The 20,379-nt window shown below is 71.7% G+C and carries 21 protein-coding genes and 1 pseudogene; 4 read left to right on the top strand and 18 right to left on the bottom strand.

The window, feature by feature from the left end; genetic code table 11:
- Positions 1–53 precede the first annotated feature (53 nt).
- From AB0F82_RS27955 to AB0F82_RS27940, 4 genes are all read right to left on the bottom strand, one after another.
- On the bottom strand, positions 54–1,286 hold the full coding sequence (locus AB0F82_RS27955; protein WP_362632295.1) for an FAD-dependent oxidoreductase: 1,233 nt from the start codon (positions 1,284–1,286) through the stop codon (positions 54–56).
- 44 nt (positions 1,287–1,330) lie between these two features.
- On the bottom strand, positions 1,331–1,540 hold the full coding sequence (locus AB0F82_RS27950) for a hypothetical protein (RefSeq protein WP_362632293.1): 210 nt from the start codon (positions 1,538–1,540) through the stop codon (positions 1,331–1,333).
- A gap of 336 nt (positions 1,541–1,876) precedes the next feature.
- Positions 1,877–3,106, bottom strand: coding sequence for a cytochrome P450 family protein (locus tag AB0F82_RS27945; RefSeq protein ID WP_362632291.1), 1,230 nt, complete (start codon positions 3,104–3,106; stop codon positions 1,877–1,879).
- Between the two features lie 15 nt (positions 3,107–3,121).
- Entirely contained in the window at positions 3,122–4,024 is a 903-nt protein-coding gene (locus tag AB0F82_RS27940) for a LysR family transcriptional regulator (protein ID WP_362632289.1), read from the bottom strand.
- A 79-nt stretch (positions 4,025–4,103) separates the two neighbouring features.
- On the opposite strand from AB0F82_RS27940, the gene AB0F82_RS27935 reads away from it, so the two are divergent.
- Positions 4,104–4,907: an SCO6745 family protein gene (locus tag AB0F82_RS27935; RefSeq protein WP_362632287.1), complete on the top strand. Its 804-nt coding sequence runs from the start codon at positions 4,104–4,106 to the stop codon at positions 4,905–4,907.
- Between the two features lie 361 nt (positions 4,908–5,268).
- Here AB0F82_RS27935 and AB0F82_RS27925 read toward each other — a convergent pair whose 3' ends face one another.
- Positions 5,269–5,802, bottom strand: coding sequence for a DUF7822 domain-containing protein (locus tag AB0F82_RS27925; protein WP_362632285.1), 534 nt, complete (start codon positions 5,800–5,802; stop codon positions 5,269–5,271).
- Positions 5,803–6,274: 472 nt separating this feature from the next.
- Here AB0F82_RS27925 and AB0F82_RS27920 point away from each other — a divergent pair, with 472 nt between their 5' ends.
- Entirely contained in the window at positions 6,275–6,559 is a 285-nt protein-coding gene (locus tag AB0F82_RS27920) for a hypothetical protein (protein WP_362632283.1), read from the top strand.
- A gap of 52 nt (positions 6,560–6,611) precedes the next feature.
- Here AB0F82_RS27920 and AB0F82_RS27915 read toward each other — a convergent pair whose 3' ends face one another.
- The 4 genes from AB0F82_RS27915 to AB0F82_RS27900 form a co-directional block, all read right to left on the bottom strand.
- Positions 6,612–6,869, bottom strand: coding sequence for a hypothetical protein (locus AB0F82_RS27915; protein WP_362632281.1), 258 nt, complete (start codon positions 6,867–6,869; stop codon positions 6,612–6,614).
- Positions 6,870–7,360: 491 nt separating this feature from the next.
- On the bottom strand, positions 7,361–7,873 hold the full coding sequence (locus AB0F82_RS27910) for an EF-hand domain-containing protein (protein WP_362632280.1): 513 nt from the start codon (positions 7,871–7,873) through the stop codon (positions 7,361–7,363).
- Positions 7,874–8,044: 171 nt separating this feature from the next.
- Positions 8,045–9,334: a YhgE/Pip domain-containing protein gene (locus tag AB0F82_RS27905; protein ID WP_362632278.1), complete on the bottom strand. Its 1,290-nt coding sequence runs from the start codon at positions 9,332–9,334 to the stop codon at positions 8,045–8,047.
- A 605-nt stretch (positions 9,335–9,939) separates the two neighbouring features.
- The gene (locus tag AB0F82_RS27900; RefSeq protein ID WP_362632276.1) at positions 9,940–10,080 is read right to left on the bottom strand and encodes a hypothetical protein; all 141 of its coding nucleotides are present in this window, start codon (positions 10,078–10,080) and stop codon (positions 9,940–9,942) included.
- A 194-nt stretch (positions 10,081–10,274) separates the two neighbouring features.
- On the opposite strand from AB0F82_RS27900, the gene AB0F82_RS27895 reads away from it, so the two are divergent.
- Complete coding sequence (locus AB0F82_RS27895; protein WP_362632275.1) at positions 10,275–10,820, top strand: GNAT family N-acetyltransferase; 546 nt, start codon at positions 10,275–10,277, stop codon at positions 10,818–10,820.
- Between the two features lie 249 nt (positions 10,821–11,069).
- Here the strand turns inward: AB0F82_RS27895 and AB0F82_RS27890 are convergent, their stop codons facing one another.
- Positions 11,070–11,609 carry a hypothetical protein gene (locus AB0F82_RS27890; RefSeq protein WP_362632274.1) on the bottom strand — a complete coding sequence of 180 codons (540 nt, stop codon included), beginning with the start codon at positions 11,607–11,609 and terminating at the stop codon, positions 11,070–11,072.
- A 254-nt stretch (positions 11,610–11,863) separates the two neighbouring features.
- Here AB0F82_RS27890 and AB0F82_RS27885 point away from each other — a divergent pair, with 254 nt between their 5' ends.
- A complete protein-coding gene (locus tag AB0F82_RS27885) occupies positions 11,864–13,936 on the top strand; it encodes a SpoIIE family protein phosphatase (protein ID WP_362632273.1) in 2,073 nt (690 codons plus the stop codon).
- 183 nt (positions 13,937–14,119) lie between these two features.
- Here the strand turns inward: AB0F82_RS27885 and AB0F82_RS27880 are convergent, their stop codons facing one another.
- From AB0F82_RS27880 to AB0F82_RS27845, 8 genes and pseudogenes are all read right to left on the bottom strand, one after another.
- Complete coding sequence (locus AB0F82_RS27880) at positions 14,120–14,875, bottom strand: sortase domain-containing protein (RefSeq protein WP_362632271.1); 756 nt, start codon at positions 14,873–14,875, stop codon at positions 14,120–14,122.
- A gap of 137 nt (positions 14,876–15,012) precedes the next feature.
- Positions 15,013–15,211 (bottom strand): annotated as a pseudogene (locus tag AB0F82_RS27875) (ABC transporter ATP-binding protein); the annotation flags it as partial.
- Positions 15,212–15,277: 66 nt separating this feature from the next.
- Positions 15,278–16,795: a glycerol kinase GlpK gene (gene glpK / locus AB0F82_RS27870; protein WP_362632269.1), complete on the bottom strand. Its 1,518-nt coding sequence runs from the start codon at positions 16,793–16,795 to the stop codon at positions 15,278–15,280.
- Positions 16,796–16,927: 132 nt separating this feature from the next.
- Positions 16,928–17,776: an MIP/aquaporin family protein gene (locus AB0F82_RS27865; RefSeq protein WP_362632267.1), complete on the bottom strand. Its 849-nt coding sequence runs from the start codon at positions 17,774–17,776 to the stop codon at positions 16,928–16,930.
- A gap of 326 nt (positions 17,777–18,102) precedes the next feature.
- Positions 18,103–18,336: a DUF6479 family protein gene (locus tag AB0F82_RS27860; protein ID WP_362632265.1), complete on the bottom strand. Its 234-nt coding sequence runs from the start codon at positions 18,334–18,336 to the stop codon at positions 18,103–18,105.
- Positions 18,337–18,385: 49 nt separating this feature from the next.
- On the bottom strand, positions 18,386–18,754 hold the full coding sequence (locus AB0F82_RS27855) for a DUF3618 domain-containing protein (protein WP_362632263.1): 369 nt from the start codon (positions 18,752–18,754) through the stop codon (positions 18,386–18,388).
- Positions 18,751–19,164 (bottom strand): phage holin family protein, encoded by a 414-nt coding sequence (locus tag AB0F82_RS27850; protein WP_362632261.1) that lies wholly within the window; start codon positions 19,162–19,164, stop codon positions 18,751–18,753. Before AB0F82_RS27850 ends, AB0F82_RS27855 begins: the two co-directional genes overlap by 4 nt.
- Before the next feature lie 84 nt (positions 19,165–19,248).
- Complete coding sequence (locus tag AB0F82_RS27845; protein ID WP_362632259.1) at positions 19,249–20,316, bottom strand: YihY/virulence factor BrkB family protein; 1,068 nt, start codon at positions 20,314–20,316, stop codon at positions 19,249–19,251.
- Positions 20,317–20,379: the final 63 nt, after the last annotated feature.

Below are 20,379 nucleotides of genomic sequence, written 5' to 3'. Positions count from 1 at the left end.
CTTCGACCTGTTCGGCGCCGTACTCGACGTCCCGGCCGAGCGTGGGGGTTCGGTCACCCGGGCGTGACCCGCCTTTCCCGTCGCGAGCCGTTCGTACGGTCGGGCAGGCGGAAGCCGTTGAAGAGGTCGTCCATGCCGCGCAGGGCCAGGTGGTTCGGCGTGGCGCGGACCGCCAGGTCGCGGGCAGCCGCCGCGAGGGGATTGCGGAGGGCTCCCAGGCGGCCGACGCGGCGGGCGCGGCGCCGGACGGCGTCGGTGCGGGCGCGGCGGGCCGCGGTGTACGCGGCGAGGGCGGCCGGGACGGCCTCGCCGTCGTGTCCGGTGCCTGCGGTGTCTCCGGCCGGGAGCAGGTGCGCGAGGACCACCGCGTCCTCGATGGCCTGACAGCCCCCCTGCCCGAGGTTGGGGGCCATGGCGTGGGCGGCGTCGCCGATCCAGGCGATACGCCCGTGGTGGAGGCGGGGAAGCGGGGCCGCCAAGTCGTACAGGTCGTTCTGGAGGACATCGGCGGGGTCGAAGCGCCCGACGCGGTCCAGCAGGGCCGGGATCGGGTCGTGCCACGAGCCGAAGCGGTGGCGCAGTTCGGCGCGAGGGTCGGCGGACCGGGTGCCGGCCGGGGCGAGCGCGGTGGCGTAGAGGTAGAACCGGCCGTCGGCGAGCGGTGTCACGCCGAAGCGTTCGCCCCTGCCCCACGTCTCGCTCATGGACGGTATCAGCAGGTCCGGGGCGTGGACGAGGGTCCGCCAGGCCGTCTCGCCGATGTAGTGGAGACCGGGGTGTGCGGGAAAGTGGGCGCGGCGCAGGGGGCTGTGGATCCCGTCCGCGGCAACGACCAGATCGGCGCGCAGGTCCGGGCCTTCGGCCGTACGGACGGTGGGGCGGCCGGCGGCGTCGTCCACGCCGGTCACGGTGGTGCCGTAGCGGAGGGCCTGCGGTGGCAGGGCGGCGGCCAGGGCGGCGGTGAAGGCCGGACGCGGTACGGCGATCGGGGGCATGCCGTAGCGGGCCGCCATGTACGAGGTCTCAACGCGGGTGAGCCACCGGCCGTCGGAGCGGCGTACGCCCATGGTCGCGGGCACGGCGCTGCCCGCGGCCCGGGCCGCGTCGACACCGATGGCGTCGAGTGCGCGCAGAGCGTTGGGGGCGAGTCCGATACCGGCGCCGGTGGTGGGCGGTTCGGGGGCGCGTTCGCAGACGGTGACGCGCCAGCCGCGGCGGTGCAGTGCGATGGCGGCCGTGAGGCCGCCGATTCCGGCTCCGGCCACCACCGCGTGCGGTCTCGTCATGGAACACCCCTCCGCTCGTGCCCCTCGGGGCCCTCTCGTACGTGCTAGTACGTGTCCTGGTCCTGGACCTGTTCCGACACTTCGAGGACTCCCTCACAGTCGGGGCAGGCGGCCCGGCCGAAGAGGTACGTCAGTCCGCGCGCCACCTTCTCGTGCCCCGCCTCGGTCGCCGTGCGGTGCAGGCGGCCGGGCAGCGGGTCGAGGGCGGCCGGGTCCGCGGGCAGCAGCGGCGTCTTCACCGGGTCGGAGGTCACGTGGATCGTCCTTGAGCGCGGGCGGCACCTTCTTCAGCCCGCGCCCGGCCGCCGTACGGCAGCGGAGCACGGGCTTCGGGCCGCTCCGGGCATCGAGCGTCAGCTCGTGGTCCCCGGCAGCCCTCCATGCAGTGGTCGGACCCATCGCGTGTACCCCCGTGGTGCGTCGGTGCCCGCCCCTCACCGAACAGGCCCTGACAACGTACCGGGAGCCACTGACAACGCCCGGGCCGCCGGCGGCACGGTCACCGTCTGGGGCCGGCCACCGCGTAGGCGGCGGTGCCGACCGCCGTGACGGTCACGGCGGTCCAGGGATGTCCGGCCGGCCGGCGGGGTTCAGTGCGGGAGACGGGCCGTGTCGTAGCGGACCGGGAGTTCCGTCAGACCGCGGGCGCGCAGGGAAGGCCTCCAACGGGGCACGGAACTCGCGGCTTCGAGGGTGGGATAGCGCTCCAGGAGTGCGGCCAGGGCGATCTCGGTCTCGGCGCGGGCCAGGGGTGCGCCGAGGCAGTAGTGGATGCCGTGGCCGAGTGCGAGGTGGCCCGAGGTGTCGCGGTCCAGGTCGAGGTGGTCGGGCCGGGGGAAGCGGGCCGGGTCGCGGTTGGCCGCGGAGAGCGAGAGCAGGACCGTCTCCCCCGCCGGGACGGTGACCCCGGCGATGGTGATGTCCTCGGTCGGGAAGCGGCGGATGGCGAGGGGCGCGGGGCCCTCGTAGCGTGCGAGTTCCTCGACGGCGGCCGGGAGCCCGGACGGGTCCTTGCGCAGGCGCGCCTGTTCTTCCGGGTGCTCCAGGAGCGTGTGGATCGCGTTGCCGATGAGCTGGACGGTGTTCTCGTAGCCGGCGAAGAGGATGAGGAAGGCGAGCGACATCAACTCGTCCTCGCTCAGGCGGTCGTCGCCGCCCTCGCTCCCGCCTTCGCTCCCGCCTTCGCCTTCGGTGCCGTCCCGGACGGCGATCAGGTCGGACAGCAGGTCGTCGGCGGGGTGGCTGCGCTTGTGCGCCATGAGCTCGGTGAAGAAGCCCAGCATCGCCACCACCGCCTCCTTCGCGGCACGGGGCCGGCCGGGGTCCGGGGTGACGAGCGCGTCGGTCCACGTGCGGAAGTCGAGGCGGCGGTCCTCCGGAATGCCCAGCAGGTCGCAGATGACGATGATCGGCAGCGGGGCGGCGTAGGCGGACACCAGGTCGGCGGTGCCGGACGGCCCGAGGGCGTCGAGGAGGCGGTCCGCCGTCGCGCGGATGGGTGCGCGCAACTGCTCGGTGCGACGCGGGGTGAAGGCGCGGCTCACGAGCCTGCGGATGCGGGTGTGGTCCGGGGGATCCATGTTGAGCAGGTTGGCGTCCAGGGCCGGCGGCAGGGACATGCCCCGGTAACCGCCTTCGGTGGCGTGGGACTTGTCCAGGGACAGTCTGGGATCGGCGAGGGCGGCGCGTACGTCGCCGTACCGCGTGACCAGCCATGCCGGGGTTCCGTCGGTGCCCGTGATGCGGCACACGGGCGCGGTGTTGCGCAGCCGGTCGTACACGGAGTGGGGGTGCGCGAGCAGTTCGCCCTGAAGATCCATGAGGCCACTCTAGGGTCACGCGGTGTGCCCCTCCCGGGCGGCTGTGCGCAGTGCCGAAATGACGGCGGTGGTCGTCGGGTTCGCGTTCTCGGTGCGCCGGGTCGCGGCGAACAGCAGGCGTCGGACCGGGTGGTCCGCGATGGGGACCGCACGGATTCCGGGGGCGCTCGGGTCGAGGGCCGTGCGGGGGACGAGCGCGGTGGCGAGGCCAGCTCGGGCGAGGGTGATCTGGGCGGCGATGTCGGCGGTGATGTAGCGGGGTGCGGGGGTGAAGCCGGCGCGTCGGCAGCCATGCAGGACGGCCTCTCCGCAGTCCGTGGTCGGCGGCGGTACGGCGAGATGGTGCGTGGCCAGTTCCCGCAGGGCGACGGGACGGTCGTCGCCCCGGTCGGCCGCGGTGACGACGAGCAGTGGATCGTCGAGCAGGGGTGAGACGTCGATGCCACCGGGCGTCGCGTCGGGCATGTGGGGATAGCGCTGTCCCAGCACCACGTCGACGGCGCCGAGTGCGAGTTCGCGTAGTTGCGCCTGGTCGGTGATGGAGCAGGTCACGGTGAGCTGGGGGTGGCATGAACCGAGTGCGGTGAGTGCGGGGGCCACGATCCTGGTGACGGTGGACGGCAGCGCGGCGAGCGCGGCGGTGGCGCCGACAGTGCCTTTGACCGCCGCCATGGCGCTTTCGGCCTCCTGCATGGCGGAGAGGATCCGGTCGGCGTGTTCGAGGAGGACACGGCCCGCCTCCGTCAGCGCGACGGTTCGCCCGTCGGGGCGCAGCAGGTCGACTCCCACCTCGCTTCTCAGGGCGGCCAGTTGCTGGGACACGGCGCCGGCGGTGAGCGCCAGGGAGTGGGCGGCCGCGGTGATGGAGCCCCGGGCGGCGACCGTCTTGAGCATGTACAAGCGGCGGACATCGAGCATGACTCGATAGCCTAGCTAAAGGGTCACCTCAGGAAACCTCCCCTTGACCTGCAGAGTCGGGGTGCCGGATCTTCAGGCCATGGAAATCTCTCAGTGCATGGCCGCCGTGGCGCGACCCATCCACGATTTCGGTGACGAGTTCATGTCCGACGGGGCGACCGCCGAGATCGGTGTGCGTGCCGGGTTCGCCCCGGGTCGCGGCTTCTACTGTCGCGGGCGGTTCGGAGTGCTCGGCGAGGCACCGGTGCCGGTGGTCCAAGCGGTACAGGGCTTCCTGGGCCCGGAGCTCGTGGCGACGGGCTGGCTGGCGGGACGGCCCGTGATGTCGGCGGAAGACGCTGCCGCCTGTTACGCGCAGGCCGTCCGAGCGTGGGGGCGCGCGCACATCTCCCCCGACATCGACGTGGAGCACTTCAACCATCTGGCGCAGCGGCTGATCGATGCCGCCGACCCCGACGCGCTGCCCCTGTTCGCCGGCTGGCGCGCGCAGCCGTACCCCGCCGACGACCCGGTCGGCGCGGCCATGCAGCGCGTCCACGTACTACGGGAACACCGTGGCGCCTGCCACCTGACGGCGGTGCGCAGGTGCGGGCTGAGCGCCCGGGCGGCCATGGTCATCAACCTCGGTGCCGAGCAGGCGGCCCGCTACGGCTGGCGCGATCCCCAGCCCGTCGACGCGGCCCAAATCCCGTGGTTGCAGCGCGCCGAGCGGATCACCGACAAGATGCAGATGCCGCTCTACGCCTGCCTGACCTACCGGCAGCGCACGGAGTTCGCCCGGCTCGTCGACGCGCTGACCGCCCCGGTCCGTGCCTCTCTCGTCGCGGGGGCCCACAACCCGGCTCACTCCGCACGCCGGTGCGTGACGACGGCTACCGGCTGACGGATCGGCGCATTTCGGAGTCGACTCTCGGGTGAGCCTGCGCTCATCACGTCGATCACCGCGAGGCGGATGATCGCTTCGGAGTGGTGCGGGTGGGTTCCGCAATCGCGGGCGAGGCGGCGCTGGTTCATGGGCCGGCCGAAGGCCCTTTCAACGACCCAGCGCCGCAGGATGGCTTTGAAGCCCTTCGGGCCCGCGTCCGGGCGGGTGCCTCCACGTCGATGCCGAGGGTCGCGTGCGGGCCCGGGGTGCGGGCCCGGGGTGCGGGCCCGGGGCTACGCCGACGTCCCGCGCCCGGAGCGGGAGTGCCCTTGGGTCTGCCGTTCGCACCAGGCCGGGCCCGGCACCGCGCCGCGGGCCGTCAGGCGGGGAAGGAGAAGTAGAGCGCCTCGCTGTAGAAGGACGCGAAGTGCCTCTGCCAGTCGGCACGGACCGAGGCCAGCCAGTCGTCGTTCTGGCCGGCGATCGCCGCCTCTGCCTTGGCAACGGCGTCGGGGATGTCATGGGACGCGAGACGCCGCACGCTCGCTGCCGGATCGTCGCCCGACATCGAGATGATCTCCCCGGTCTCGAGGAGGAAGTGCTTCGCCTGCTGCTTCTCAAGGTGGGCCGTGGTCCTGGCCACGCATTGGGCGAACTCGGCGTCGTCCTCCAAACCCTTGCCGACCGCGCGCAGGAGGTCGCGGAGCAGTGCCGTCCCGTCGGCGTAGTCCGCGGCGATGCCGATCGGAGGGTTCCAGATCATGGATGGGACGATCGTCGTTCCGCGCCCCACCATGAGCTTGTGCGCGAGCGGGATGTCCCAGTTGTGCTCGGATATGCATCGGATCCGCTTGGGGAGCTCTGCCTCGTTCGGCATCGAGTCCGCGGAGTAGAGGTATGAACGGTTCGCCATGGTGGCGACGTTAACACCGGGGGCCGACAACGCCGGCGCCGTCGGAATCCTGCCGTGCGGTCAGAACGCGCGGAGGGCCTCGGGCAGGGCCGGGCGGGCGCCGGCCCACTGCCGGTTCTGCAACTGGGGGGCGAGCGGTGTCGCGTTCCTGCCGCGCGCGGTAGCCGCGGGCTGGGGTGCCGTCCCGTGGGCCACAGGCATGAATTCGGCAAGTGCCGCCACCGCGCGTCTTCCCCGCATGTCCCACCGTTCATCCAGTCACCCGCACCGCGCGGCGCGTCGCATCCCAGGGCATAACGTACGTGAACGGCACCTACGACAAGTCTCCGATCACCACCTTCGGGGCCCCTGGCTGAGCATCCCGCCACAGAAACAGTCACTTGAGGCAAACGTGCAGTGACGTGGTGTCAGGCCCAGGTGCTTTCATGGACCCGCTGTGCGGGGAGCGCAGCCTGACTGGAAGGAGACCGGGATGCCGTCTGTCCGGGAGCACTTACGGAACGGGTCGATCGTGCGGGCGCACTGGCGGAACCCCGCCGGTTCCAGCAAGCAGGTCGGTCTGCTCGTCATGTTCGTGCTGGCGATGTTCGTCCTTGGCAGCAAACCGATGGGCGGCGCTGCCCCGGTGGAACAGCGACCGGGGCCGCAGTCGACGGTGTACCCCATCAAGTGGCCCGGTTGGGACACACCGGTCGTGGTTCCGACGCCGACGGTCTCGTATCCGATCATCTTCCCCAGCCCGGTGAGCACCCCCTGAACCGGCGTCCACCCGTACGGTGTTCGAGCCGGAGCCGGCGTTCCCGCAGACGTCAGAACGCGGACCTGGAGAGGCTCGGACTGGTGCTGCGGTGGCCGGCCGTGCATCCGTGGGTGTGGTGGCGCTTGTGTGTGGCGGCGGAGGGAGTCAGCGCAGTGGGCGGGTGCGCTCCCAGGGCCTGCGCTACGCGATCGAGCAGCTCGACCGGCTGCGCCATCGGCAGTTCGAGTTCACCGTGCGGGACCTGAACCACCGCGACGGCTGCACAGACGCTCTCCGGGTCGGCGGCCGGGGCGACAACGGTGCGCACGCCAAGCCACCGACCCGTACGGCCGGCGCTGGTCCGCCAACTGCACCTCGGTTGGGTCGTTGAGCGGGACTTGCACAGGGGCCTGCATCACGAGCTGGTCGAGGGACGTACCTACGCCGTGGCCGACGCTGCCGGCACCCTGGTCGCCCCAGTCGAGTTCTTCCTCAAGGACCTCGCCATCGGCGCCGGTAGGCAGGCCCCGTCACTTCCCGTCGCAGCTCAGGGCGGTGCAGAGGCGTACCTCGGTGACGCTGGATCCTCCACTTGAGCCAGGATGTGCTCGCGGCGGCGCGCTAGTCGACCGTGAGGTAGGAGGGACCGCGCCAGTTCATGGTGTCGGTGTAGGTGTAGGTGGCCCCGTCCTCCTTCAGCTTCTGCACCCCGCGGTGAACTTCGCATCGCTGAACCTGTCGGGGGAATCGACCGTGGCCCGGTAGAACGTGCTCGGAGGCGGGAGCGTGTCGCCGCCGCCACTACCACCGTCGGACGTGTCAGCGACCGGCCTCCGCGTGGAGAGCCCGCGCCATGGGAGAGACTCCGTCAGTAACGAAGGAACGGATCTGTGCCAGGTAGGCGTCCCGATCGATACGGCCGTCACCGTCCTCGTCCAGCGCGTCGAAGGCCGAACGGGCATTGGCCGCGGGGTTGCCCAGGGCTTGGCGCAACCGGGTGAACTCCGCCCGGTCCAGGTGGCCGTCGCCGTCGCCGTCGGCCAGGTCGAACAGTGATCCCAGGGCCGGCCTGCACACCTCGTCGAAGGCCTCCCCGCCCGCCCACGCCTCGTACTCGGTGAAGGTCACCCGGCCGTCGAGGTTCGCGTCCATCGAAGAGAACACCCTCTCGTGCGCGGTGCGTGCCAAGGACACGAGCGGATCGTCGTCGGCCCGGCCCAGGGCCGCTGCCGCGCGTTCGGGCCGGGCAAGGTACTCCTGGCGGGAGATGACCCCGTCGCCGTCGACGTCCAGCATGGAGAAGATGTGCCGCTTGGCCGTGATGGTGTCCACCCGAACCCTCTTTCCTGCGCGAAGCCGGAGAACCAGCGGGCGCCGCTCTCACCCCGGAAACGATCGACCCGGCACCAGGTCACCGGGTCACCGCAGTCAGCACGGGCGAGGCCGACGGCGAGGTCGGCGGCAAGCATGGGCCGTTCGCCCGCCCCCGGCTCGGCAAGCCGGTCAGTCCTGGACCGGCTGGGGCCGGGGCGGCTGTGGGGTGAGCCGCTTGAGGCCCTTGCGGTCGTAGTAGAGGGTCATCGCGAAACCGAAGAGGAGCGCCAGCACCGTACCGAGCGCGATCATGATCCAGGAGCGGGTGAGGCCGGCGTCGCCGCGCGCGTCGAAGTAGAGGATCGCCCGTACGCCGTCGCTGAGCTGACGCATCGGTTCGAAGTGTGAGAGGAAGCGGTAGAAGTCGGGGACGGCCTGCAGCGGGACGGTCGCGCCCGACGAGGGCAGCCCCAGCACGATGAACACGAACATCGACACGAGCTGCCCGATGCCGCCGAACGCGGCGTTGATGGCCTGCACGCCCAGACCGACGGCGAGGGCCGCACAGTACGAGTACACCCACAGCAGCGGCAGGTGGGAGGCGTCCATCCCCAGGATGCCGACGCACGCCACCATCACCAGCGTGGTGCTGACGAGCGTGATGCCGGCCGTCATCAGCATCTTCAGGAGCAGCGTCTGCGTCCGGTCGATGGGCACCGTCGGGCGGCGCGTGTGCCAGGGGCCGATCTCGTTGTCGGCGTAGCCGAGGGCGGTGTCCACGCCGTTGCTGATGACGTTGCCGCCCATGAATCCGGCCAGCACCAGCAGCAGGGTGTAGTAGAAGGCCGTCAGGCCCAGCCCGCTGCGGGTGCCGATCGGGTGCCCGACCTGTGTGACCACGTCCACCGGATCGGCGAGCAGCAACTTCGTGGCGGGAGCGGCGGAGGCGCCGGCGGCCGCCGTGAGCTGTTCGCCGACAGAGAGGGAGGCGCGGTGGGCGGCCTGCGTCGTGATCTGACCGGCCAGCGAGGATCCGAGGCTGCCCTTGCCGGGGTTGGTGAGCACGGTCAGCGTCGGCAGGCGGGTGGCCGCGGCCGTGGGCAGCGCCGTGACGGCGTCGGTGAATCCGGCGGGGACCACCAGCGCGCCGTAGACCTTGCCGGAGTCCAGCTGGTCCCGCGCCTGCGCGAGGCTCAGCTCGCGCCAGTCCGCCTTGCCGCCCGCCGGGTCGGCGGCGATGGAGGCGGCGATCTGCGCGCCCAGGTTCTGCCGCTGCCCCGGTGGCGGCTTGCCCGTGTCCTCGTTGACCAGGGCGATGGGGAGGTCCCGCAGCTCCGCGCCGGGATTGACGATGCCGCCCATGTAGAGCAGGGACAGCAGCAGGGCCAGCAGCCCCGTGAGGATCGTGGGCACCAGCCACAGCTGGGGGCGGCGCACGAGGGCCGCGGCGGTGGCTTCGGGGGCGACGGTCGGGGACATCGGTCTCCGTAGCTTCCCGGCGGGCCGGGCTCGAATGACGGTGGAGGCGGCGGCCGCGCCGCACGGGATCCCAGGATCTCCCCGTACCTGTGAAGGCCGCCGCACACCTCGCGCAGCGTCCCCGAACCCGCCCGACGGACCACCGGAACAGCCCACCCCCGATCCCGCGGTGGCCGACGCCCCGGGGTGCTAACCGGCGCAAGCCCGCCGCCGCGTGTTGCAGTGCCGGGACGAAGCGGTGGACCGAGCCTTCCGGGGACAGGACGACCGGCGTTTCGCCCAGGACCGCGCCGGCCCGGTGGTACCGGACTGCCGCCGCGGCCGACTCCTTCGACGTCGCACCGCTGTCCCACCTCACCTCCCGGGCCGACCGGGTCGCCGCCCTCGCCCGGGCCGTCCGCGCGGGCCCGGGGCTCGTCATCGCCGGAATCAGCCGGTGCAGCCTCCTCCAGGACGGCACCGTGCACGTCGGCCTCACGTCGGCCTCACCCCTGAGCTGCGCCCACGGCGCATTCGCCGGCGCGTCGGCGCGCATCCTCGTCAGGGGCCGGGCGCGGAGCGCCGGCCAGCCGGTGGAGGGGTACGGTCGGGGCCGCGGCGGGCGGTCAGTAGCCGTCCGCCCCCGAGCGGCTCGCATCCTGCCAGGACTGCCAGGACTGCCCGGACATGAGGTCCCGTACGCCGGTGAAGCAGCGGGCCGCTTCGGCGGGCTCCAGCACCGCTTCGAGCGTGAGGCTGCCGGGCACGCGGGCAGCAACCGTCCGGCCCGGTACTGGTGCCGGAAGACCGGCGGATCGAGGACGAGGCGGCGCACCCTCTCGACCACGGGCATCCGGTCTCGGGTCGTGACACTCCACACCCAACGACCGGAGGGCTCCCTGAAGTTGCGTCAGTGTCGGAGCCCGTCCCCTTGTCCGTGCCGCCTGGCATGCTCCTCCTCATGACGGATGAGAGCCTGCCCCAACTCGCCCAGATCACCGACGTCCAAGAGGTCGCTCCGGCACTGCGCCACCAGCTGATCGACTGTTGGATCGAGGTCACCAACTCGGGGGGCGCCGCCGGATTCCCCTTCCCTCCGGTCGACCGCGGCCACGTGGTGCCGGTCGCGGACGAACTCCTGCGCCGTCTGCACCCGCAGCGGAGCCGGCTCGTCACCGCCGGGTTCGACGGCGTCCTCGCCGGTTGGGTCGTCCTCCGGCGTGCTCCCGACCGGCTCGTCGGGCACTGGGGTACGGTCCACCACCTCCAGACCCGTCCCGGGTTCCGTCGCCGCGGAGTCGCGTCCGCCCTCATGCGGGAACTGCGGAAGATCGCCCGCGACGAACTGGGGCTCGAACAACTCCACCTCGCGGCCCGTGGAGGAGAGGACCTGGAGGACTTCTACGCCGGGCTCGGCTGGCGTGAGGTCGGCCGCTGGCCCGGAGCACTGCGCCTCGCTCCCGACGACACCCGGGACGAGGTCCTGATGCTCCTCGACACCCTCTGACCCGGCCCGGCCGACGGGACACCCCTCCAGCTTCGCGATGTCCTTCCGCTTCCCGTCCGCGCTGTCGTAGTCGTACGCGGCCGGGCGCACCTTGAGCGGAGGGCCGGCTCGGCCCTGACGACGACGTCGGACGACTCCCCCACGGTGGCGCCGTACACGCGGGCTCGGAGACGAGGCCGCCTGCCGCCTCCCGGTGCGGGACCGGGAGGCGGCCGGGCGTGGGGCGGTGGCTCAGCGGAACGGCACGGATCAGCGGAACAGCATGGACGCGTCCCCGGCCGGTGTGGTCACGGAGCCCGGGCACAGGAAGCTGCCCGATGCCTTGGTGGCGGTGAAGGCCCGGTTGACGTACTTGCGGCTCGTACCGTCGCGGTCCCACACGATGTTCGTCGCCTTGTAGCGGCAGGAGATGAAGCTCTGCCTGCCGGTGATGTCGATCAGATCGGTCCGGGCCGTGCCGGCCGTGTCGTCGAACGTGAAGGCCGGGTTGTTGTTGAGGGAGGCGGCGATGCCGCCGCCGCAGGCGAGATTGCCTCCGGGCGTGTTGATCGTCGTGCGGTCGACGGTGAGGGCGTTCGGGGCTGCGGCGCTGGTGCTCCCGTTCGTCCAGCTACAGCTGTTGCCGGCGACCACCATCACGCCGTCGACCTTCTGGTCGGCGGCCGGGGCGGCGGAGCCTTGTGCGAGGGCGGTGCCGGTGCCGGCCAGACCCGCCGCGACGACGAGTGTCGCGATCCCGGCGGCGCGTGCGAGTCGGGTGGTGCGAGAGATGGGCGTGGTGTGCCTCATGGGTCGCTCCTCCATGCCACGTACAGGTGGGGGTGGGCGAGGCGCTGGGCCTCTCAGGGGGTGCGGAGTGCGTGCCGGGAGCGTCCCACAGCCACCTCGAAGTGTCAGGAGCCTGTCAGGTGCATGGGAAGAATTGGCTGGAATTACCGGTCGGTACGACACACGGGCGGGACACCCGCGGCGAGACAGCCGTGAGGTCCCCCTCCCCGATGACGGGCACAATGAGGGGAGACCTCGACGAAGGGGGACCTCTGATGCCAGCGGACCGGCCCCGGGGTGCGGACGACGACGCCCTCGGTCCGATCCGGTCCGAGCCGGGGTCCCTGCTGGAACACGTGCCCGTGGCCGTGTTCGGGCTGGACGAAGAGGAGCGGGTCCGCTATTGGGGCCCGGGTGCGCGCAACCTCTTCGGCTACGCTCCCGAAGAGGTCCTGTCCCGGCCCGCCTCGATGCTCTTCCCCGACCCCGCCCCCGGAACCCCCGGCGGGGCCGCCCAGCTGGTGGAACGCGGGCTGAGCCTCGGCTACTGGCGGGTGCGGATGCCCGCCCGGCACCGCGACACCGGGGTCTTCGACTGCGGATTCCGCGTGTTCCCGGTGACCGGGACCGCGGGCGACTCCGTGATCATGGGCCTGGCCAGCAGGGGCGACGAGCTCAACCGGGTCAAGACGAACCTCGCCTTCCTCGACGCGCTCTTCGAGACCTGCCCGATCGGCCTCGTCATGCTCGACGAGGAGCTGCGCTACGTCCACCTCAACCAGGTGCTGGCCGACATGGACGGTCTCCCGGTGCTGGAGCACCTGGGGCGGCGCATGTCCGACATCATGATCACGTCCGACGGGGGCGAGTACGAGCGGATGCTCCGGGCCGTGGCCGACCAGGGGCGTCCCCTCGTCGGCGCACTGGTGGGGCTGCGCACCGCGGGCCGGCCCGACCGCGACCAGGTCCGCTCCGTGAGCTTCTTCCCGCTGAGCGGGGCTGGAGACACCCGGGCCGGGGTGGGCGGGCTGCTCGTCGACGTCACCGACCGCGAGCAGGCCCTGCTCGAAGCGACGGCCGCCCGACAGCGGCTGGACCTCCTGGACCGCGCGTCGGCCCAGGTCGGCACGACCCTGGACCTGGAGGTCACCGCCCGCGAGCTGGTCGACGCCGTCATGCCCGGCTTCTGCGACGCCGCCGTAGTGGAAATGGTCGAGTGGATGTACGAGGACGAGCGGTTCGACCCCGAGCTGCCCCTGACCGCGCGCCGGATCGCCACCGGCACCGTCCTGCCGCCGCCCGCGCCCGAGCTGGTGGGCGGCCTGGAGCGGGTCACGTACCCGCCCGGCTCCGGCATCCACGAGATGCTGAGCAGCGGCCGCCCGCTCCACGTCGTCGTCGACGAGGACTTCGCCACCCGCACCGCCGCCCACGCGGACCGTGCCCGCCTGCTGCTCGACAGCGGGCTGGGCGGCATCGTCATCGCCCCGCTCATCGCACGGGGCACGGTGCTGGGCATCGCGATGTTCGGCCGGTCCGCCACCCGCACACCCTTCATCGAACAGGACGTCACCCTCGCGGGCGAACTGGCCTCCCGCGCCGCGCTGTGCCTGGACAACGCACGCCTGTACGGGCGGGTCCACGACATCGCGCTGACCCTCCAGCGCGCCCTCCTGCCCAGCGCCGTGGCATCGGGCGCCCACGTCAGCATCGCCCACCGCTACCTCCCGGGGAGCCGGATCACCGAGGTCGGCGGGGACTGGTACGACGTGATCAACCTGCCCGGCGACCGGGTCGCCCTGGTCGTCGGGGACGTCATGGGGCACGGCGTACCGGCCGCCGCGTCGATGGGTCGGCTGCGCATCACGGCCAAGGCCCTCGCCGCCCACACCCGCACCCCCGAGGCGCTGCTCGCCGAACTCGACAAGTGCGCCCAGGAGGCCGGCATCCAGCTCGCCACCTGTCTCTACCTCGTCTACGACCCGCACACCGGGCGAGCCCGCATCGCGAACGCCGGCCATCCGCCGCCCCTGCTGCGCCACCCGGACGGGACCGTCCAGACCATCGGCGAGGGCCTGGGGATCCCGCTGGGCGTGGGCGGCGTCCCCTTCCGGTCGTCGGCGATCGACCTGCCCGAGGGCGCGGTGCTCGCCCTCTACACCGACGGCCTCATCGAGGCACGCGGCCAGGACATCGGAGCCGGCCTGGACGCACTGCGGGAACAGCTCCGTACCGTGACGGGCCCGCTGGAGGAGGCCGCGGACCGCATCATCGGGAACCTGCTGCCCGACGAGGCCACCGACGACACGGTCCTCGTCCTGGCCCGCATCCGCCGCGCCGCCGTGTAGCGCTCCGGGCCGTAGATCGTGGCTACGGCCCGGAGGTGAGATCCGTGCCCCCGCCGGCCTCGATCAGCCACGACAGGGAACCGCTTCCGAAGGACCGGCCGGTGGTGACCACCTGCGCCCAGCCACCCGCCTCGTCGGTTCCTGCGTGCCACCACCACAGCTCATCGGGCTCGCGGCAGCGGCTCAGGGGGTCTTGGTCCCGCGCAGGACGCCGATCTTGTCGATGCGGTGTTCGGGGTTTCCCTGGGCGTCGCTCCAGAAGTTGCCCTCGGCGTGGTCCTCCGGGGTGGCGCAGGTCGAGATCGTGATCATGGCCTGGGTGGGGGTGGCGCCGGGCGAGCCGGGCACCGCCGCGCGCTGTTCCTGCAGGGAGCGCGCCGAGCGGAAGGAGGTCTTGCGGGTCGCGACGATCTCGTAGGTGTACTCCACCCCGCCCACTGTGACGCGGACCGTGTCGCCCGTGCCGACGGCGGGCAGGTTCCGCAGCGGACCGCCGGCCGACAGACGGTGCGCGGTGACCAGGAAGTTCCCGACCTGGCCGGGGCCGACCCCGCCCCCCTTCCCGTACGGGCTGGCTGCGAGCCCGCGGTCCTGGATCCGGGTGCCGGGTACGTCGTCGGTGGTGCCCTCGTACGGGACCACGCGCAGCCCGGATATGCCCGCGGAGGGTATCGACAGCGTCGACTCCTGGGTGCGGTCGTCGACGGGGGCGGACCAGACGGGCGCGGACGAGACGGGCGCGGACGAGACGGCGGCGGAAGCGGTGGTGGCCGCGGTAGCAGTGGCAGCGGCCGAAGCGGAAGCGGTGGTGGCCGCCGCCGCCGGCTGCGGCGGGGCCGCGGGGCCGGCGGCGGCCGAGGGCCCGCAGGCCGCCAACAGGGCGGTCACGGCTCCGGCCAGCACGACGGGGAAGGCTCGGGACGGGTACGGCAGGGACATGGGCGCATCCGTGGGGGTCGGTCGCCCGGGTCGAGCGGCAGGTGGGTGACCCGGTAGACGGTCAGGGTGACATACGGAGCAAGAAGTCCATAAGGGTCCAGGTCTGTGACCTCCCTCCCCGGGGCCCGGGAGGGAGGTCAGGGCATGTGGCCGGCTCGCAGCTCCAGGCGCTCCCCCCGGGAACCGGTGGCGGAAGCCGCGGTCGTGCGGGACCGCGACCACCGCTCCCCCCGGATACGCGGCGAGGGCCGCCTCCAGGTCCTCGACCAGGTCGAGGGCGATGTGCTTCGTCGGCTCGTCCGGTACGAGGAGCTTGGCCGGCCGGGTCACCAGGTCACGCACGGCCGCGCCCCGCCCCCGGGGAGCGGGGAGGGGCGCGGCGCGGGACGACACGGGAACGGGCTATTCGACCTTGGCCCAGTCGAGCGTGCGCTCCACCGCCCGCTTCCAGCCCTCGTACCCTTCGGTGCGCCGCTCCTCGGACCACTGGGGGCTCCAGCGCTTGGACTCCTGCCAGTGGGTGCGCAGTTCGTCCGTGTCCCGCCAGAAGCCGGTGGCGAGGCCGGCCGCGTAGGCGGCGCCGAGCGCCGTGGTCTCGGCGACGACCGGACGGCTGACCGGTACGCCCAGGACGTCGGACTGCGTCTGCATGCACAGGTCGTTGGCGGTGACGCCGCCGTCGACCTTGAGCACGTCGAGGTGCACGCCCGAGTCCTGCTCCATGGCTTCGACGACGTCGCGGCTCTGGTAGCAGATGGCCTCCAGGGTGGCCCGAGCCAGGTGGCCGTTGTCGTGGTAGCGGGCGAGTCCGACGATCGCGCCGCGGGCGTCGGAGCGCCAGTACGGGGCGAACAGGCCGGAGAAGGCGGGCACGAAGTAGATGCCTCCGCTGTCCTCGACCGTCCTGGCCAGGCGCTCGCTCTCGCCGGCGTCGGTGATGATCTTCAGCTGGTCGCGCAGCCACTGCACGGCGGATCCGGTGACCGCGATCGAGCCCTCGAGGGCGTAGATCGCGGGGCTGTCGCCGAACTGGTACGCCACGGTGGTCAGCAGGCCGTGCTGCGAGCGGACCAGTTCGGTCCCGGTGTTGAGGACCAGGAAGTTGCCGGTGCCGTAGGTGTTCTTCGCCTCGCCGGGAGCGAAGCAGACCTGGCCGACGGTGGCCGCCTGCTGGTCGCCGAGGACGCCCGTGATGGGAATGGCCTCCCGCAAAGGCCGGGAGGTGCGCGTCCGTCCGTACGCCTCCGGGTGGGAGGACGGGTTGATGGTGGGCAGCATCGCCCGGGGGATGTTGAAGAAGCCGAGGAGCTCGTCGTCCCAGTCGAGGGTTTCCAGGTCCATGAGCATGGTGCGGCTGGCGTTGGTGACGTCGGTGGCGTGGACGCCTCCGTCGGGGCCTCCGGTGAGGTTCCACAGCACCCAGCAGTCGGTGTTGCCGAAAAGGGCGTGCCCCTGCTCGGCCGCCTCGCGCACCCCGTCGACGTTCTCCAGGATCCACTGGATCTTGCCGGCGGAGAAGTAGGTGGCCGGGGGCAGGCCCGCCTTGCGGCGGATGACGTCGCCCTGGCCGCCGCGCTCCAGTGCCGCGGCGATGGAGTCGGTACGGGTGTCCTGCCAGACGATCGCGTTGTAGTACGGGCGCCCGTTGCGGGGGTCCCAGACGACTGTCGTCTCGCGCTGGTTGGTGATGCCGACGGCCGCCAGGTCGGAGGCGTCGAGGTTGCCGTGCCGGAGGGCGTTCTGGATCACCGAGTTGGTGCGTTCCCAGATCTCCACCGGGTCGTGTTCGACCCATCCCGAGCGAGGGAGGATCTGGGAGTGCTCCAGCTGGTGCCGCGCCACCTCGTTGCCGGCATGGTCGAAGATCATGAAACGGGTGCTCGTGGTCCCCTGGTCCACTGCGCCGACGAAGTCAGCCATGGGGTGCCGCCTTCTCTTGAGGATGCCGTGTGTGCGGGCCGAGGCCCGGACGGGCCCGTGGAGCCGGTACGGATCCACGGACCCGGGACCGGCCGGGACGGACGGGCCGTGGCGCGTCCGTCCCGGGTGCGGTCAGCTCTCATCCGGTGCCGGTACCCGTCCGGGAGGCTCCGGTTCGGCGGTCGGCAGGAACCGGCCGATGAGGAACTTGTAGGCGGCTGCTCCGAGCACGCCACCGATGAGGGGGCCGACGATCGGGACCCAGAAGTAGAGGTGCCCGTACTGATCTCGCCATGCCCCGCCGTATCCGGTGAAGAAGCTCGCCAGGCGGGGGCCGAGGTCACGGGCCGGGTTGATCGCGTAACCGGCGTTGGTGCCCCACGCCATGCCGATCGCCACGACGATCAGGCCGACGATGAACGGTGCCAGGTTGGCGCCGGGCGGCGTGCTCAGCAGGTCGGTCACGGCGAAGATCAGGAACAGCAGGAGGGCGGTGCCGATGATCTGGTCGCGCAGTGCGCCCCACTCGGTCACCGGCAGGTTCGTGTTCCCGTTGGCCGGGAGCGTGGAGAAGACGCCCTGCGTCTTGATGGTGTGACCGGGGTCGGCCTTGGCCAGCGCCTCGGTGTAGTTCCAACGGACGAGCAGGGCGGCCACGAAGGCTCCGGCCAACTGGGCCAAGGCGTAGGGGGCCACGTTTTTCCACGGGAAGCCTTTGAACGCGGCCAGCGCGACGGTCACCGCGGGGTTGAGGTGAGCACCGCTCAACCTCGCCGCGACGTACACGCCCAGGGTCACGCCGAGACCCCAGGCCCAGGCGATGCTGTCGTGGTTCCCGAGACCGCCCGCGGGGTCCGTCAGGGCCCCGCCGGCGACCACTTGGGCCACCACACCACAACCGAAGAGGATAAGGATCATGGTGCCGGCGAATTCGGCGAAGAGTTCGCCGACCAGACCCGATCTATGGAGGCGCTCCGTCATGGGTGCCCTTTTCCGCCGGGCCGAAGGCCGGCTTCGACTGCCCCGAGTCCTCTGTTTGACCGCACCACGAAATTTCCCCGCGCGCCGGAAGCCTGTCCGGCCTCGCGCAGCGCACATCCCCGTGTGCGGGTACATCCATATTCCTCTTCCCTCCGCCTCCGCGCTCCTCAACCGGAGCCGTATGGGGCGTGACAGGGCCCGGCCGGGGTGACTACAGGCGCCGGCCGGGCCCTGCGTGCGTGGGATTTTCGAGGTCCTGTCCCCACGCTGACATATGCGGCTACTTTCTGCACTATTTCGACTACTGCGCGCAATGCGCGGCCGGTTCACACCCGGGGTCCGCGGCCCCCGGCGTCATCGCCCTCCGGCGTCTGCCAGGAGTCCTCGCGGCCCCGCGCCACGGGATTCTGATCGGCCGGCCGGGCGGGGGGCCGGCGCCGGGCGGCACGCCGGCTGCCGTACCAGAAGGCGCCGATCAGAAGAACGGCCACCACCACTCCGGCGAAAATGAGAAACAGGGCTCCTTGGCCTTCGGCCGCAAGAATCTCGGTGGGAATCATGGCCCGCGCTTACCCGCATTCGCCGGGCTTACAAGCTCGCCACGGGCTTTCACCGGCAGCCGCGGCTGCGCCAGACCAGCAGGACGATCAGCAGGGCCGCGCCGGCCACGAGCAACGGCTTGTGGTTGGCGCGGGCCGTCGACGCGACCCGGCCCGCCGCGTCCAGGACCGGATCGGGCGTCGCGTCGTGCACGCGCTGCGCCGTGTGCGCGGCCTTGTCGTGGATCCGGTCGGAGACCTGTGCGGCCTTCTCCTTGGCCTGCGCCTTGACGTCGGCCTTGCCCGCCAGCGCCTCGATGGTCTGCCCGAGTTCGTCACGCGTGTGTTCGACTTGTTCGCGCAGCTCGTCGGGGGTGGGTGCGCCGATGTCGGCTCGACGCTCGTCGGGTGTGTCAGGTGTGTGGGATGCGTCGGTCATCGGTGCGCCTTCTCCCTCATCTCGGCCAGATCGGCCTTCACGCTGTCGATCGTCTGTGCGGGCACCGGGGAACCTGCCCTGGCCACCTGCTTCTTCCCTGCGGTCGCCATCACCGCGGCCACGATCGCCAGCGCCACCGCGATGATCAGGGCCGACGCCCACAACGGCAGTACCAGTGCCAGAGCCGCGATACAGGTCGCCGTCAGGGCCTGCGCCGCCAGGAATCCCAGCACGCCCGCCGCGCCGAAGAGGCCGCCGCCTTTCCCGAAGCGCTTCCCCTTCTGGGTCATTTCCGCCCGCGCCAGCTGCATCTCCTCGCGGACCAGTTCCGAGATCTGCCGGGAAGCCCGCGAGACGAGGACGCTCACGGATTCATCGGTGATGTGGGTCTGCCGTTCTATCGTGCTCATACGGAGCCTCCCCTTTCACGAGTACACGCACTGTCGAGGCGCGCCTACCCGATATACGCACCGGCACCCGTTCCACCCGTCGGATCAGTGGTTCATACGGCGGCGGTCCTCGGCGGTCCACGCGCGGGTGTCGCGCGGACGGACATAGGGTTCCTCGCCCTTGGGCAGCCCTCCGGCCACCGCGCGCTGGCGGGACAGTTCCGCGTCGAACTCCAGCCCGAGGAGGACGGCGAGGTTGGTGATCCACAGCCAGATCAGGAAGACGACGACACCCGCGACGGTTCCGTACGTCTTGTTGTACGAGCCGAAGTTCGCCACGTAGAACGCGAAGCCGGCCGAAGCCGCCATCCAGATCAGCAGGGCCAGGAGGCTGCCCGGAGTCACCCACTTGAATCCGCGGCCCTTCGCGTTCGGCGCCGCCCAGTACAGGAGCGCGATCATGATGGTGACGAGGAGGACCAGGGCGGGCCATTTCGCGATCGACCACACCGTCAGTCCGATGTCGCCGATCCCGAGGGCGTCGCCCGCCTGCCGGGCCAGGCGACCGGTGAAGACCACGATCAGCGCGCCGGCGCACGCGAGAACCATCAGCGTGACGGTGAGCGCGAGGCGCAGCGGCAGGACCTTCCACACCGGGCGGCCCTCGGGCACGTCGTACACGGCGTTCGCGGACCGGATGAACGCGGCCACGTAGCCGGAGGCGGACCACAGCGCCACGACGAGACCGACGACGGCCATCAGCGATCCGACGCCGCTGCGGCCCTGCAGTTGCTCGACCGCGTCCGTGATCACGTCCCGGGCGGAGCCGGGAGCCAGTCGCTGCAGGTTGTCCAGCACCCGCACGGCCGTCGATGCGCCGGCCAGACCCAGCAGCGACACCAGGACCAAGAGGGCGGGGAAGATCGCCAGCACTCCGTAGTAGGTCAGCGCCGCGGCCCGGTCGGCCAGCTCGTCGTTGCCGAATTCCCTGGCCGTGCCGCGGAACACCGCTTTCCAGGAGCGTGCGGGCAACTCGGTGGGCTCGTCCGGGGCACGTTCCTCGACCAGCGCGCTCGGCCCGACGCCGGGCTCCCGCAAGGTGTCGGCACGCTCTCGGTCGCGTTCGCGCTCGCCGTCGTGGTCCTGGCTCGGTGGGCTCGGTGGAGTTCTCATACCGCTCGGCTGTCCAGCGCGGCCCCGGTCATGTCAGTCCGGCCCGGGCAAAACCGGGCCCGG

Origin of the sequence: Streptomyces virginiae (assembly GCF_040638905.1) — a bacterium.
Classification (GTDB): domain Bacteria; phylum Actinomycetota; class Actinomycetes; order Streptomycetales; family Streptomycetaceae; genus Streptomyces; species Streptomyces virginiae_B.
The sequence above is the reverse complement of the archived record's forward strand: the minus strand, read 5'-3'. Positions and strand labels throughout refer to the sequence as shown.

What these genes read in the sequence shown, in the direction of transcription:
- AB0F82_RS27955 (WP_362632295.1), bottom strand. Translation starts at nt 1,286, where the DNA reads ATGACGAGACCGCACGCGGTGGTGGCCGGAGCCGGAATCGGCGGCCTC.
- AB0F82_RS27945 (WP_362632291.1), bottom strand. Translation starts at nt 3,106, where the DNA reads ATGGATCTTCAGGGCGAACTGCTCGCGCACCCCCACTCCGTGTACGAC.
- AB0F82_RS27940 (WP_362632289.1), bottom strand. Translation starts at nt 4,024, where the DNA reads ATGCTCGATGTCCGCCGCTTGTACATGCTCAAGACGGTCGCCGCCCGG.
- AB0F82_RS27935 (WP_362632287.1), top strand. Translation starts at nt 4,104, where the DNA reads ATGGAAATCTCTCAGTGCATGGCCGCCGTGGCGCGACCCATCCACGAT.
- AB0F82_RS27925 (WP_362632285.1), bottom strand. Translation starts at nt 5,802, where the DNA reads ATGGCGAACCGTTCATACCTCTACTCCGCGGACTCGATGCCGAACGAG.
- AB0F82_RS27920 (WP_362632283.1), top strand. Translation starts at nt 6,275, where the DNA reads ATGCCGTCTGTCCGGGAGCACTTACGGAACGGGTCGATCGTGCGGGCG.
- AB0F82_RS27905 (WP_362632278.1), bottom strand. Translation starts at nt 9,334, where the DNA reads ATGTCCCCGACCGTCGCCCCCGAAGCCACCGCCGCGGCCCTCGTGCGC.
- AB0F82_RS27895 (WP_362632275.1), top strand. Translation starts at nt 10,275, where the DNA reads ATGACGGATGAGAGCCTGCCCCAACTCGCCCAGATCACCGACGTCCAA.
- AB0F82_RS27890 (WP_362632274.1), bottom strand. Translation starts at nt 11,609, where the DNA reads ATGAGGCACACCACGCCCATCTCTCGCACCACCCGACTCGCACGCGCC.
- AB0F82_RS27885 (WP_362632273.1), top strand. Translation starts at nt 11,864, where the DNA reads ATGCCAGCGGACCGGCCCCGGGGTGCGGACGACGACGCCCTCGGTCCG.
- AB0F82_RS27880 (WP_362632271.1), bottom strand. Translation starts at nt 14,875, where the DNA reads ATGTCCCTGCCGTACCCGTCCCGAGCCTTCCCCGTCGTGCTGGCCGGA.
- glpK (WP_362632269.1), bottom strand. Translation starts at nt 16,795, where the DNA reads ATGGCTGACTTCGTCGGCGCAGTGGACCAGGGGACCACGAGCACCCGT.
- AB0F82_RS27865 (WP_362632267.1), bottom strand. Translation starts at nt 17,776, where the DNA reads ATGACGGAGCGCCTCCATAGATCGGGTCTGGTCGGCGAACTCTTCGCC.
- AB0F82_RS27860 (WP_362632265.1), bottom strand. Translation starts at nt 18,336, where the DNA reads ATGATTCCCACCGAGATTCTTGCGGCCGAAGGCCAAGGAGCCCTGTTT.
- AB0F82_RS27855 (WP_362632263.1), bottom strand. Translation starts at nt 18,754, where the DNA reads ATGACCGACGCATCCCACACACCTGACACACCCGACGAGCGTCGAGCC.
- AB0F82_RS27850 (WP_362632261.1), bottom strand. Translation starts at nt 19,164, where the DNA reads ATGAGCACGATAGAACGGCAGACCCACATCACCGATGAATCCGTGAGC.
- AB0F82_RS27845 (WP_362632259.1), bottom strand. Translation starts at nt 20,316, where the DNA reads ATGAGAACTCCACCGAGCCCACCGAGCCAGGACCACGACGGCGAGCGC.